Source organism: Nonlabens sp. Asnod3-A02 (genome assembly GCF_045063755.1).
Taxonomy (GTDB): domain Bacteria; phylum Bacteroidota; class Bacteroidia; order Flavobacteriales; family Flavobacteriaceae; genus Nonlabens; species Nonlabens xylanidelens.
Genome location: NZ_JBEFOC010000005.1, coordinates 98,991 through 113,376, shown reverse-complemented (window position 1 = coordinate 113,376; position 14,386 = coordinate 98,991). Strand labels below are relative to the sequence as shown.

The 14,386-nt window shown below is 35.0% G+C and carries 13 protein-coding genes; 10 read left to right on the top strand and 3 right to left on the bottom strand.

From position 1 onward, the window contains the following. Positions 1-3 precede the first annotated feature (3 nt). The 10 genes from ACJJVN_RS00590 to ACJJVN_RS00545 all read left to right on the top strand — a co-directional run bounded on the left by ACJJVN_RS00590 (position 4) and on the right by ACJJVN_RS00545 (position 11,241). Positions 4-729 carry a phosphodiester glycosidase family protein gene (locus tag ACJJVN_RS00590; RefSeq protein WP_405376708.1) on the top strand — a complete coding sequence of 242 codons (726 nt, stop codon included), beginning with the start codon at positions 4-6 and terminating at the stop codon, positions 727-729. Between the two features lie 107 nt (positions 730-836). Then, complete coding sequence (locus ACJJVN_RS00585; RefSeq protein ID WP_104515921.1) at positions 837-3,038, top strand: bifunctional (p)ppGpp synthetase/guanosine-3',5'-bis(diphosphate) 3'-pyrophosphohydrolase; 2,202 nt, start codon at positions 837-839, stop codon at positions 3,036-3,038. Between the two features lie 3 nt (positions 3,039-3,041). Next, complete coding sequence (locus ACJJVN_RS00580; protein WP_104515920.1) at positions 3,042-3,506, top strand: Fur family transcriptional regulator; 465 nt, start codon at positions 3,042-3,044, stop codon at positions 3,504-3,506. A 2-nt stretch (positions 3,507-3,508) separates the two neighbouring features. Then, the gene (locus ACJJVN_RS00575; protein ID WP_104515919.1) at positions 3,509-4,780 is read left to right on the top strand and encodes an adenylosuccinate synthase; all 1,272 of its coding nucleotides are present in this window, start codon (positions 3,509-3,511) and stop codon (positions 4,778-4,780) included. Positions 4,781-4,851: 71 nt separating this feature from the next. Continuing rightward, positions 4,852-5,811: a DUF368 domain-containing protein gene (locus tag ACJJVN_RS00570; RefSeq protein WP_405376706.1), complete on the top strand. Its 960-nt coding sequence runs from the start codon at positions 4,852-4,854 to the stop codon at positions 5,809-5,811. Then, positions 5,812-6,831: a DUF368 domain-containing protein gene (locus ACJJVN_RS00565; protein ID WP_405368203.1), complete on the top strand. Its 1,020-nt coding sequence runs from the start codon at positions 5,812-5,814 to the stop codon at positions 6,829-6,831. It abuts the gene before it with no gap. Further along, entirely contained in the window at positions 6,806-7,597 is a 792-nt protein-coding gene (locus ACJJVN_RS00560) for a shikimate dehydrogenase family protein (protein WP_405368202.1), read from the top strand. Before ACJJVN_RS00565 ends, ACJJVN_RS00560 begins: the two co-directional genes overlap by 26 nt. Before the next feature lie 64 nt (positions 7,598-7,661). Then, a complete protein-coding gene (locus ACJJVN_RS00555; RefSeq protein WP_405376704.1) occupies positions 7,662-9,827 on the top strand; it encodes a DUF349 domain-containing protein in 2,166 nt (721 codons plus the stop codon). Positions 9,828-9,906: 79 nt separating this feature from the next. Further along, on the top strand, positions 9,907-10,608 hold the full coding sequence (locus ACJJVN_RS00550; protein WP_405376702.1) for a hypothetical protein: 702 nt from the start codon (positions 9,907-9,909) through the stop codon (positions 10,606-10,608). 117 nt (positions 10,609-10,725) lie between these two features. Continuing rightward, complete coding sequence (locus ACJJVN_RS00545; RefSeq protein ID WP_104515913.1) at positions 10,726-11,241, top strand: CIA30 family protein; 516 nt, start codon at positions 10,726-10,728, stop codon at positions 11,239-11,241. Positions 11,242-11,321: 80 nt separating this feature from the next. Here the strand turns inward: ACJJVN_RS00545 and ACJJVN_RS00540 are convergent, their stop codons facing one another. The 3 genes from ACJJVN_RS00540 to pfkA all read right to left on the bottom strand — a co-directional run bounded on the left by ACJJVN_RS00540 (position 11,322) and on the right by pfkA (position 14,386). After that, positions 11,322-12,188 carry an N-acetylglucosamine kinase gene (locus ACJJVN_RS00540; protein ID WP_104515912.1) on the bottom strand — a complete coding sequence of 289 codons (867 nt, stop codon included), beginning with the start codon at positions 12,186-12,188 and terminating at the stop codon, positions 11,322-11,324. A 70-nt stretch (positions 12,189-12,258) separates the two neighbouring features. Next, positions 12,259-13,263 carry a type I glyceraldehyde-3-phosphate dehydrogenase gene (gap, locus tag ACJJVN_RS00535; RefSeq protein WP_104515911.1) on the bottom strand — a complete coding sequence of 335 codons (1,005 nt, stop codon included), beginning with the start codon at positions 13,261-13,263 and terminating at the stop codon, positions 12,259-12,261. Positions 13,264-13,399: 136 nt separating this feature from the next. Continuing rightward, entirely contained in the window at positions 13,400-14,386 is a 987-nt protein-coding gene (gene pfkA / locus ACJJVN_RS00530; RefSeq protein WP_104515910.1) for a 6-phosphofructokinase, read from the bottom strand.

Here is a 14,386-nt window from a genome sequence, read left to right as displayed (position 1 = left end):
GATATGAAAACGAACTACTTCATTTTAATTCTAAGTCTTACCCTACTATTACACTCTTGTGCCCAAGAAAAAGAAGAGCTAACCATAAAAGACCCTAGATTCCATTTGAAAACAGTAGACCTAGATAATGAAAATCTAGCCTTTTACTGGAAAGATGATAATGGAAACAAGATCAACACTTTTACCAATCTTGAAAAGCACTTAAAACTTAAAGATCAAAAACTCAACTACGCCATGAATGGTGGTATGTACCTAAAAGACCACTCACCACAAGGTTTGTACATTGAAAACGGTCACATTATTAAAGCACTCGACACTGTTCAAAAAGCCTTTGGTAACTTTTATCTTCAACCTAATGGAGTTTTTGGGATTCAAAAAAATGGTAAGGCAATTATACAAAGCAGCACCGCTATTCAAATAGAAGATTTAAAATATGCCACACAATCTGGTCCCATGCTTGTGATAGATGGAAAAATACATGACGCATTTAATGAAGGTTCAAAAAATGTTCATATACGCAATGCAGTAGGTATTTTACCAGATGGCAAATTGCTTTTTGCTCTTTCTAAGGAAAAAATAAACTTTTATGACCTGGCTACATTTTTTAAAAAACAAGATTGTAAAAATGCTTTGTATCTAGATGGATATGTGTCAAGAGTTTACGACTTAGATAACAACATAAAACAAATGGATGGTAATTTTGGTGTGCTGATAGCTGTTTATAAATAAGATAAATAGTATGTCGGTTCCGCTTTCGCGAAAGCGGAATAAAAATACCTATCTAGAAAGCATAAAATAATTGCTCATATCCACAAAGTAGCTTAACTTTACTATATATGACTGATGTCGAGATTAAAGAAGAAAACAAGCAGATAGCTAAAGGTTATAAAGACCTATTAAAGATAAGTTATCAAATGCTCACCGATGAAGATAAAAAGCTGATTAGAAAGGCTTTTGACATCGCGGTGGAAGCACACGCACCACAGCGCCGTAAATCTGGAGAGGCCTATATCTTTCACCCTATTGCGGTTGCAAAAATAGTTGCAAAACAGATAGGTCTAGATGCCACTGCTATCGCTGCAGCGTTACTACACGACGTTGTAGAAGATACAAAGTACACGTTATCTGATATTGAACAACTATTTGGTGAGACCATAGCACGTATAGTAGACGGACTTACTAAAATAGCGCACCTTAAGAAAGATGCAGATATATCGCAACAGGCAGAAAATTTCCGTAAGATGTTGCTTACTCTTAATGATGACATACGTGTTATTATTATTAAGATAGCCGACAGGCTGCACAACATGCAGACTATGGACAGCATGCCTGATTATAAACAGGTTAAAATAGCTAGTGAGACTTTATACATCTACGCTCCTATTGCTCACAGACTAGGTTTATATAATATTAAAACAGAATTAGAAGATCTAGGTTTAAAATATACAGAACCAGAGGTTTTTAATGATATTCAAAAATCGATAGTAGAGAGTAAAGAAGAACAAAAAGCATATATAGAAGATTTTAGTCACGTTATAGATGACAGTTTACAAAGAGAAGGTCTAGAATACCGTATTTCTGGTAGACCTAAATCTGTTTTTTCCATACGTCGTAAGATGTTGAAACAAGGAGTCACCTTTGACGAGGTGTACGATAAGTTTGCGGTACGTATCATTTTTAGAAGTGATCGTGCAAACGAGAAGTTTCTTGCATGGAAAATATACTCTGTAGTTACAGACCACTTTACACCTAATCCGGTACGATTAAGAGACTGGATAAGTTCTCCTAAATCTACAGGTTATGAGGCATTACACATCACTGTAATGGGACCTGATGGAAGATGGGTAGAAGTACAAATAAGATCTGAGCGTATGCATGAAATAGCCGAAAAAGGTTATGCTGCACATTATAAATATAAACAAGGTAGTAAAGAAGACGGTCTAGAAGAGTGGTTAAACAGACTGCAAGAAGCTCTAGAAAATCAAGATGGCAATGCAGTAGATTTTGTAGAACAATTTAAATTGAATCTTTACAGTAAAGAGATATTTGTCTTTACACCAAAGGGAGAATTAAAGTCATTACCTAAAAATTCTACACCACTAGACTTTGCTTTTTCTATACACACAGAAGTAGGCTTGCACACTCGTGGTGCACGTGTTAACGGTAAATTAGTCCCACTATCGCATGAATTAAAGAGTGGTGATCAAGTAGATATTATCACGTCCGAAAATCAAAAACCTACAAAGAACTGGCTGGACTATGCTACAACAGCAAGAGCTAGGGCAAAAATAAAAGGTGCTCTTAAAGAAGATCAAAAGCTTATCGCGGCAGATGGTAAAGAGATTTTAGCAAGAAAATTAAAATCTCAGAAAATCAACCTAGATGAGACTAGTGTGAACCAGATGGTTACTTTCTTTAAGTTAAAAACCAGTCACGATCTTTTTTACAGAGTTGGAAATGGAACGATAGATAACAAAGCTATCAAAGAATATGCGAGTAGCCGCAGCAATGCTCTTTACTCCTTTCTTAAAAATAAGATTAGAAAACCAAAAGAAAATCCCGACCTTAATAAAGAAGAAGTAACAGAGAATTATGATGCTCTAGTCTTTGGGAAAGAAGGTGCTACACTAGATTACACCTTATCAAAGTGTTGTAACCCTATTCCTGGCGATTCTGTTTTTGGTTTCACAACAGTAAGTGAAGGGATAAAAGTACATAAGAATAACTGTCCTAATGCTATAAGTTTGCAAAGTAAATTTGCTTACAGAATTATCAGTGCAAAATGGATAGATTCTACTCAAAGAGAGTATAAAGCAGAATTAAAATTAACAGGTATAGATAGAATGGGACTGGTACAAGAAATTACCAAGCTCATCTCAGAGAGTATGCATGTAAATATTAGAAACATTTCTTTTAATAGTAATCATGGCATATTTACAGGAGAAATCACCGTAGTAGTTCCTAACAAGAATTTACTTACGTCTCTTATACAAAACATAAATAAAATAAATGGTATCGATAAGGTAACCAGATCATAAAATATGAGTGAAATTATTAACACACTGGAAAAAGAACAGGAAATAGTAAGGAATGTTTTTACTCAATTTCTAAGTGAAAACAAGCATCGCAAGACACCAGAACGTTATGCGATTCTAGACGAGATTTATGCTAGTGAAGAGCACTTTGATGTAGAGTCATTATACGGTAAAATGAAAGAACAAAACTACCGTGTAAGCCGCGCTACTCTTTACAATACCATAGAATTATTATTAGAAAGTAAACTGGTAAGAAGGCATCAATTTGGTCAAAATCAATCTCATTATGAGAAGTCATATTTTGACAGACAGCACGATCATTTAATTCTTACAGATACTAGTGAAGTGATCGAATTTTGCGATCCAAGAATAGAGTCGATAAAAAAGACAATTGAAGAGGTATTTAATGTAAAGATTACCAATCATTCTTTATACTTTTACGGCGTTAAAAACACAACTGAAAAACAGTAAAAATGGCAGTAGATTTATTGCTCGGTCTTCAATGGGGCGACGAGGGAAAAGGTAAAATTGTAGATGTTCTAACTTCTAATTATGACATTATTGCAAGATTCCAAGGTGGTCCAAACGCTGGGCACACACTAGAATTTGACGGTATTAAGCACGTATTAAGAACTATTCCTTCAGGTATTTTTCATGAGAAATCTACTAATGTGATAGGAAATGGTGTGGTTATAGACCCTGTAGTTTTTATACAAGAACTAGATGGGTTAAAACAATTTGATTTAGATATCAAGAGTAAATTGATTATTTCAAGAAAAGCTCACATCATCTTGCCTACACACCGTTTACTAGATGCAGCATCTGAAGCATCTAAAGGAAAGGCAAAAATAGGTTCTACTCTTAAAGGAATAGGTCCTACTTATATGGATAAGACTGGTCGTAACGGTATTAGAATAGGTGATCTAGAACTAGACAGCTGGAAAGAAAAATATAGAGCTCTTGCTAACAAGCATGAAGAACTTATCGCTTTTCACAACGTAGATATTCAATACAATCTTGTAGAGATGGAAGAAGAATTCTTTAAAGCAGTAGAATTGCTTAAAGAACTTACCTTCATAGATTCTGAAGAGTATTTACAAAAAGCACAAAAGAATGGTAAAACTATTCTTGCCGAAGGTGCTCAAGGATCTTTATTAGACATAGACTTTGGAACATATCCATTTGTAACATCTTCTAACACCACTGCTGCTGGAGCATGTACTGGTCTAGGTGTTGCACCTAATCAAATAGGTGAAGTTTATGGAATCTTTAAAGCATACACAACTCGTGTAGGTAGTGGACCATTCCCTACAGAGCTTTTTGATGAAGTAGGTGCAGAAATGGCAAAGGTAGGTCATGAATTTGGCGCTGTAACTGGTCGTGCACGTAGATGTGGATGGTTAGATCTTGTAGCTCTTAAATACACTTGTCAAGTAAATGGGGTAACTCAATTAATGATGATGAAGGGTGACGTACTTTCTGGTTTTGATAAACTTAAAATCTGTACGGCTTATGAATATAAAGGAGAAGTAATCGATCACTTACCTTATAACATAGAACCAGAAAATGTAAAACCTATTTATTCTGAGTTTGAATGCTGGAAAGAAGATCTTACTAAAATGAGAGAACCTTCTCAGTTTCCTAAAGAATTAAACGACTACATAGCCTTCTTAGAAAAAGAATTAGAAATTCCTATCAAAGTAGTAAGTGTAGGTCCAGATAGAACACAAACTATCCATAGATAAACCGTTCTTTCTTATATAACTATTTTAAATCCCAAGCGTCAAAACTTGGGATTTCATTTTAAACAACCATTATGTCTTTAAATAAAAATATCACTACCGTATTAAAAGGACTACTCATGGGCGCGGCAGATGTTGTTCCAGGAGTATCTGGTGGTACCATAGCGTTTATAACAGGGATCTATGAAGAGTTAATAAAAACTATAGATGGACTCGATTTTAATGTGTTTAAAGATCTCTTTAAAGTAGGAATTAAGAACACCTTTGTAAAATACAATCTCGGCTTTTTATTGAGTCTTCTCGCAGGTATAGCCATAAGTATATTGAGCCTTTCTAAGCTTATCACTTACTTACTACACACCTTTCCTGTATTAGTTTGGGCATTTTTCTTTGGACTTGTACTTGCAAGTGTGCTATATATAGGTAAACAAATTACTAAGTGGAACATAACCGCGTTAATAGCTATTATTATAGGTACCGCGATTTCTTATTACATTACCGTTGCAGAGCCTTTAGGATCTCCAGATAGCTGGTGGTATATTATCTTTTCTGGTTTCATAGCCATTATAGCTATGATTTTACCTGGAGTCTCTGGTGCTTTTTTACTATTACTATTAGGTAGTTATAAAACCGTTTTAGGCTCTATATCTGGCTTTCTAGAAGCTATTCTTGCTGGAGACTGGACCGCGGCATGGGATTATTTTGTAAATTTATTTCTATTTGCCATAGGTTGTGTAGTAGGATTAAAAGTCTTTTCTAGAATACTAACCTGGCTATTTGAAAATCAGAAGAACCTAACTCTAGCCTTACTTACTGGTTTTATGATAGGTTCTCTAAATAAATTATGGCCTTGGAAACAAGTCATTAAGACACGTATAGATAGTCATGGTGTAGAAGTACCATTTTTAGAAAAAAGCATATCACCTTCTTCATTTAATGGCGATCCACAAATATTATATGTAATTTTACTTACCATCACTGGCTTTTTATTGATACTTGCCCTAGAAAAATGGGCTCATAAAAAAACGGACTAATTGAGACAATCCACGAGAAGCTTTACCGATAAACTATTCCTTATTCTAAAAGGAGTAGCCATGGGAACCGCAAATAAGGTTCCTGGTATAAGCGGTGGTGTAGTAGCTTATGTAGGTGGTTTTTATGAAGAATTTATCTACTCTCTTCAAAAACTCAATCTCAAAGCTTTTAAATTACTTATTTCTGGAAGGTATGCGACATTCTTCCATTATATAAATGGTCGTTTTCTCACTCTATTAATTTTAGGAGAAGCACTAAGCTATTTTACCGTAAGTAAAGGTTTTGATCTATTGATACAGTATTATCCTATACTCGTATGGGCTACTTTCTTCGGTATGATTTTAGGCTCTATTTATTATATATCTAGAAGTTATGGAGAGTGGACACGCAATAATGTAATCATTCTTATAATAGGTATAGCCATAGGTGTAGGCACTTCCCTACTCGACCCAGCTAGAGAAAACCCCAATCTTATATTTGTTTTCTTTTGCGGTATGGTGAGTATTTCTGGGATGACTCTACCTGGCCTCAGTGGTAGCTTTATACTAATTTTATTAGGCAATTATGTCTTATTATTAGTAGACAGCATCAACACCTTTTTTGACACTATGGTCGCTGTTGTACAAGGTGATTTTTCATGGTGGTATAACACAGCACACATGGATATGCTGGCTATACTTACCTCATTTGTTCTAGGTTCTATAGTAGGCCTTATTAGCCTTTCCCATCTCTTAGGCTGGACTATTAAACACTATCGCAATGAGACTAATGCCATGATTATAGGTTTTATAGCAGGATCTTTGGGCGTAGTATGGCCATGGAAAAAAGAAATATATCAGCTCACTAACTCTGGCAGTATAGCCATAGATGCTAGTGGTGAAAAAATATTAGAAAACTACAGCCGTTACTGGCCAGAAATTAATGAAACTCAAACCTGGATAGCCATAATAATGGTTATAATAGGGTTTTTAAGTGTATACATATTAGACCGTTATGGAAATAAAGCAAATCCCATCTAGTGTTTTTGGATTAGTAGGAGAACGACTGGATTACAGTTTTTCACGCGCCTACTTCTCAGAAAAATTTGAGAATTTAAAACTAGATGATCATCATTATAGAAATTTTGAAATGAGTAGAGAGTTTTTGCTGTCTCGCTTTCGCGAAAGCGTAACCTACAACAAAGAATCTCGCACCACAAATGGCAAATCTGAAATTATAAGAGGTCTCAATGTGACTATTCCTTATAAAGAAGACATGCTAGAAGTGGTAGATGTGCTAAGTGACGAGGCAAAGACAATAGGCGCCATAAATACTATCACTATAGAAGATAACGTATGGACTGGTCATAATACAGACTGTTATGGATTTGGTAAAAGTCTAGAACCTTTTCTACCTATACAAAAAAATGCTCTGATTTTAGGAACTGGCGGTGCCTCTAAGGCAATAGCCTATACTCTAGAGGCGTTACAAGTACCATATCTTTTTGTGAGTAGAGACCCAAAAGACGAATTTACTATAGATTATAAATCTATTACTAAAGAAGTTATGGAAATGGTAAGTCTAATAGTAAACACAACACCACTAGGTGTGACGCCAGATGTAGAATTAAGACCTAATATTCCTTATGAATATCTTAATGAATCTCACGTTCTTTATGATCTGGTGTACAACCCTGCGTTAACCATGTTTATGAAATTGGGACAGCAAAAAGGGGCTCGAGTGACTAATGGATATCAAATGTTAGTTCACCAAGCAGAAAAAGCTTGGGAACTATGGAATAAGTAAACAGCTATAGAATTGTGGTTCAAGAAAATCTATTTATCTTGCCACTACTATTAAAAAATAGATAATGGATAAGAATGACAACCTGCACAACGCAGACGGAAACCAACCAGAAATGGATAATGTACATATGGAAGCACAAGATTCTCTTGAAAATGCAATGGTAGAAGAATCTACCACGCCTAGGCAAACACTTGAAGGTCAAGAAACAACAGACAGTGACGGCTTAAATGACGAGCCTGTTAAAGAAGGTAGTAATAAAGCAGAAGAAAAGGTAGAAGATGTCTCTACTACTCATGAAGATGCTATTGTAGAAGAAAAAGATACTGTTGCAAACACGACAGATCCTATCGTAGAAGTGGATGAAGATGATGATAACGAGCCACAAGATGATAGTATAAAAGAAATTCCTGAAAAGGATTATTATGCAATGGAAATGCCAGCTCTTATCGCAGAGCTTAGAGAGTTAATGCAGGAATACCCTATCAACAGTTTTAGAACACAAGCTGATGATATCAAAAAAGCATTTGAAACTGCAGATGCTGATGCAAAAAAAGAAGCGCTAGCAAAATTTACAGAAGAAAATCCTCCTGTAGAAGACGAGCCTGCACCTGTATTTGAATACAAAAATGAACTAGCAACTCAATTTTATGAGCTGCATTCTTTATATAGAAAACAAAAAGGTCAATTTCAAAGAGATAAGCGCAAGCAGCAAGAAGATAACCTTGAGAAGCGTCGCCAGATCATTGAAGGAATCAAGCAATTGATCAACCAAGAAGAAAACATAGGGACTACATTTAAAAAGTTCCATAATTATCAAGATGAATGGAAAGCTACTGGTAACATACCACACGATGCTTATAACATTACTTGGGAAGATTACAGACTTGCTACTCAGAATTTCTATGATTACATCGATCTAAGTAAAGAGTTAAGAGATAAAGATTTTGAACGTAATCTTGATTTCAGAAAGAAAATTATAGCTCGTGCTGTAGAATTAGGTGCCGAAGAAAATATACACAAAGCACTTAGAGAGTTACAAGAGTTACACCGCATGTGGAAAGAAGATGCAGGCCCTGTTGCAAAGGAAGAGCGTGACCCTATATGGGACGAATTCAGCGCTGCTACAAAAATTATTCATGATAAGAGACAAGCTTATTATGAAGAGCGTGATAAAATGAGTGCTCAAAACCAACTAGTAAAAGAGAATATCGTTGCCGAAATTCAGAAGATTACGCACCAAGGTGCCAAAAATCATAAAGAATGGCAGGACAGACTAGAAGAAATTAATGTTTTAAGAGAATTATTTACTAAAACAGGTCCTGCACCTAAAGCGGTAAATAATGAATTATGGAACCAGTTTAGAAACGGTACTAGAGAATTCAATAAAGCAAAAAATGATTTCTATAAAGGTCTTAAGAAAGAGCAACAAGATAATCTAGACGCAAAAATGAAGTTAATCGCGATCGCTGAAGAGCATCAAGATAACGAGAATTTTGCTGAAGGACTTCAAATCATGAAGCGTATACAGGCAGAGTGGAAACAAATAGGTCATGTCCCTAGAAAAGACAGTGATAAAATCTGGAAACGTTTTCAAAAGGCATGTAATGGGTTCTTTGATAAGAAAAGTGCTCAAAAGAAAGAGGACAGTAAAGAAGAGCTTGAGAACTTTGATGCAAAGATGAAAGTCTATGATGCATTAAAAGAAATGATTCCTCAAGATGATAAAAAAGCAATGCTTGCAGATGTTGAGCAACACATGTCGCAATGGGCTGCTATAGGTCGTGTGCCTTATAACAAACGCATGATTCAAGAAAAGTTTGAAAAACTGCTTCATGCAAAGTTAAAAGCTGCCGGCTTAAATGCTGTAGATGCTGAAATGTTGAAGTACCAGAATAAACTAGCTAGTCTAGAAAATGGTGATGCAAATGATTTCAAAAACGAGCGTTTTTACCTAAAGAAAAGACGTGATGAAATACAGGATGAAGTTAGACAACTGGATAACAACCTGCAGTTTATCAACGCAAAGGATGATAAGAATCCATTCTTAGTTCAAACTAAGAAAAACATTGCAGAGCTTTCTAAAGAACTAGATGTTATCAAAGAAAAGCAAAAGCAATTGAACATTCTTCAAAGACAAATGGTAAAACAGGAAGAAGAAGCAGCAGCAGCTGCTGAAGCTGAAGCGGCAGAAAAAGCTAACGAAAGTGAAGCTTCAGAAGAAAACGAGTAATATTTATTAAAAATGTTTCAAAAAGCGCTGATTTACATCAGCGCTTTTTTTAGTTTTAAACCTCTTAAAGCAGATCACTATGTTTAAATATTTAGAAAAATTATTAGGTAAACCCATTAGGTATTATGAAAACTTAATGGCTAGTAAAAAAGAACATACCGAGATTACTGCTTTAGAGATAGAAACTGTAGTAAATGCATTGAAACCTCATGTTCTAAAAGCATACGCCTTAGAAAAGGAAACCATGTCCTTTGACTCCTATCCTCTCGCTGATATTTATCCTATCCCACAGAATAAAAAAGAAATAGCATTTTTATACACAGGTACCTATCTATTTGAAAATGTAGCTATAAGTTTATACATAGATCTAACTAAAGGTTTTAATGATAAAAAGAAATATGACTATGTGGTACATAAAAAAGAAAATCTACCTGATAGCTTAAAACAAGAGCTGTCTAATATTGAGAAAATAGAACAAGAAAGTCTTCCTATTTGGGAAGAAGTAATTCACAGATTCCCAGATATACATAAAGCTATAACTACTATGGAACCTAACCATCCATGGACACTTTACAAGAAAGTTAAAGAAACTTTTAAACCTACTACTGCACCTGTTTTAATGGGCGGTTATCCTCAATGGCGTGTAAATGATGTAGATTTTAGAAAGTTAAAAAATCTAGAATTTTTAATGGAATATAGAGTGAATGAAAAGGAATACTCTATTTATTTTTTTAAAGATCTCACCACCCAAGAACTATTAATAATGGAACAAAAAGCCTAGTTTATTAAGGATAATTTACGATTAGAACATACAATGTTGATGATTTATAAACGTTAGACTTGTATAACGTGAAGTTGTGGAGTAATTTTGCACACCCCTAATTTTAAATTCCCCTGAATGATTAAAGTTAATAAAATCGTTCCTACCGAGATTACATTTGGTAAGGAGCAATTGAGATATCAATGGTTGCCCTTTGATGATCGAGTAACTGGAGGTAAATCTTCTAGTATAATAGAACAGCATGATAACCACATTACTTATAGTGGTACCATAAGAAATATAAACAATAGTGCATGGAGCTGCATAAGGTCTAATAAAATAGATCAAGATTTAAGTCAGTACACTTCTATAGAAATAAAACTTAAGACAGATGGACGTCCTTATGCGTTTGAAATAGAATACAATGAAGGATGGCAACATGAAAAAATAGGTTTCATGATACATACTTTACCAGATAACTGGACTACCGTACATTTTCCCATTGCAGATTTTCAACATGTAAAGTTTGGTGAAATAGTAGATTATGACGTAGATCTTTCTGTTTTAAAACATATTCTTAGGTATAATTTCTATGTAGCCGAAGGAATAGTAGGTGATTTTAAAATAGAAATAGAGTCTATTAAATTCTTCTAATCACTCTATTTACTATACATTATAAAACAAAAGCCGTTTCTAAAAATAGAAACGGCTTTTGTTTTTAATAGGTATGAAAACTATTGTTTTGTTTTCAATTTATTGATATGGTATTTTACTAGACCATCTATAGGTCTACGTACTATATTACCTACTTCATAATCAAACTCGTCTGCAACTTGTTTGATACGTCGCTCTGCAAAATGTGCTATACTGCCTACAAAGTGAACTTTATATTGTTTTATCTCTTCATGAAATTGAAGAATCATATTTCTAGAGAATTTTCTCAAACCACGACGTAATACCTTTTTAATATAAGGTTCGTCTAGATTTTGAAAAATAAACTCAGCATGAGAAGCTAGAAATGCATTAGGATTAGGTTCTTTATAAAGATTACGTTTCATATAATCACATTCTAGATTATAGTTTGCTGCAAATCGCTCTCTAATAATTTCTGGCATTCTTTTAAAACTGTAATCTCTTATCAGTTCTTTACCATACCAGTTTCCACTAGCCTCATCCATAATTGTATATCCCAGAGATACTACCTTTTGATGGATTTTTTTACCGTCAGAATAACAACAGTTAGATCCTGTACCTAGAATACAAACGATACCAGGCTTGTCTCCTACCGCTGCAAACACGGCCGCAGCTGTATCTTCTCTCACGACTACCTCGCTTGCCTTATTAAAATAGGACTGTAGCAAACCTTCTAGTGTAGCACGTGGTTTTTCAGTACCACATCCTGCTCCATAAAAGTAAACCCTTTCTACCTTTTCTTTTACAGCAACTAGCTCATCACTAGCCAGAATACGTTCTTGTAGTTGCTCAACAGTTAAAATAGCTGGATTTAAACCTTGAGTACGTACTTTAAATAACTGCTCACCATCGTTATTAATGGCTATCCAGTCACATTTAGTAGAACCACTATCTGTTATGAGGATCATAAGTAATATTTAATTTTGTGTAAAAATAAAAAAGCTGCTAGATGATTACCTAACAGCTTTGATAATTATTTTATAAAGAGTTAACTTTCTCTGCTAGGTCAACTAGTTTGTTAGAATAACCAAACTCGTTATCATACCAGCTTACCAATTTAAAGAAAGTAGGATTAAGCTCTATTGCAGCACTTGCGTCATAGATACTTGTGCGGTCATCACTTACAAAGTCTTGAGATACAACAGCCTCAGTAGTATAACCTACTACACCTTGCATATCGCCTTTAGAAGCTTTTTCAAATGCAGCATTAATTTCTTCTATGCTAGTTTCTTTTTCTAACTTAACAGTAAGATCTACTACAGATACATCTACTACAGGCACACGAAAAGCCATACCAGTTAATTTACCAGCTAATTCTGGAATTACCTTAGTTACTGCCACAGCAGCACCAGTAGTTGCAGGAATGATGTTATTTAAAGCACTACGTCCTAGACGGTAGTTCTTCTTACTAGGTGAATCTACAGTTTGTTGAGTCGCTGTAGCTGCGTGTATAGTAGTCATTAATGCTTCTTTGATACCAAAGTTGTCATTAAGAATCTTTGCCATTGGCGCAAGACAGTTAGTGGTACAAGATGCATTTGAAACGATCTTATGGTCTGCAGTTAATTCAGAATCATTAACACCCATTACAAACATAGGAGCTGTTTTTGATGGAGCAGATATTACTACCTTCTTTGCACCAGCATCTAGGTGAGCTTGTGCGCTATCTAAATCTGTAAAGATACCTGTACAGTCTGCAACCACATCTACGTCCACTTCATTCCATTTAAGGTTCTTAGGATCGCGCTCACTAGTAACACGTACTTCAACACCATCGATAACTAGGTTACCATCTTTAATTTCTATTGTACCACCGTATTTACCGTGTACAGAATCATATTCAAGTAAGTATGCAAGTTGCTCAACATCTACAAGGTCATTGATAGCTACTACTTCTACATTTTCTCTTTTTAATGTAGCTCTAAAAACGATACGACCTATACGACCGAATCCGTTAATTCCTAATCTAAGTTTTTTACTCATCTTTTTATATTTAAATTTTTTAACAATCTTTTTTAAGTACTCTATAAAGCAGCAAAACTGCCTTTTACTTTTTTAGTTTCTCCTTTTTATACAGTTAGAGTCTGTTAATTCATTGTACTAGTTATTAGCCCCTTTTTTAAGTGGTCATGATATCACTTACACGCAATAACTCTAGATTTATGTCTGTTTTACCTTTTACCGCCTTATCTATAGGACATAAAACCATTTTAGTATCTTTTATACCTACCATAAAATTAGTTTTACCTTCTAGCAAACTTTCTACAGCCTTCACACCCATTCTACTAGCAAGAACACGATCCCAACAAGATGGAGAACCACCACGCTGCATGTGACCTAATACAGATACTCTTACCTCATACTCAGGTAAATTTTCTTCTACATAATCCTTAAGTTCAAAAACATTCTCACCAGTCTTATCACCTTCGGCAACGACTACTATACTAGAAGACTTACCAGATAATCTAGATCTTTTAAGACTTTCTATAAGACGTTCCTTACCTAAATTTTCTTCTGGGATTAAAATCTCTTCTGCACCAGCACCTACACCAGCATTAAGAGCTATATAACCTACATCACGACCCATTACCTCTACAAAGAATAGTCTATTATGAGAACTAGCCGTATCACGTATTTTATCTATCGCCTCGACAACAGTATTAAGTGCTGTGTCATATCCTAGAGTAGAAGACGTTCCATAAATGTCATTATCAATAGTACCAGGAATTCCCATTACAGGAAAATCAAATTCTTGAGAGAATACCATCGCACCAGTAAAACTACCATCTCCACCTATTACTACTAGAGCATCTAGCTCTTCTTCTTTCGCTTTCGCGTAAGCGGTAACACGTCCCTCCTTAGTCATAAATTCTTTAGAACGAGCACTCTTTAATATAGTACCACCTTTATTGATGATATTATTAACGCTACGAGCATTCATTTGTTTAAAATCACCTTCTATCAGACCTTGATAACCTCTGTAAATACCTACACATTCTATTTCATGAAATGCGCACGTACGAACTACGGCTCTTATCGCGGCATTCATACCAGGAGAATCACCTCCAGAAGTCATCACACCTATTTTATTTATCTTGATATCCAT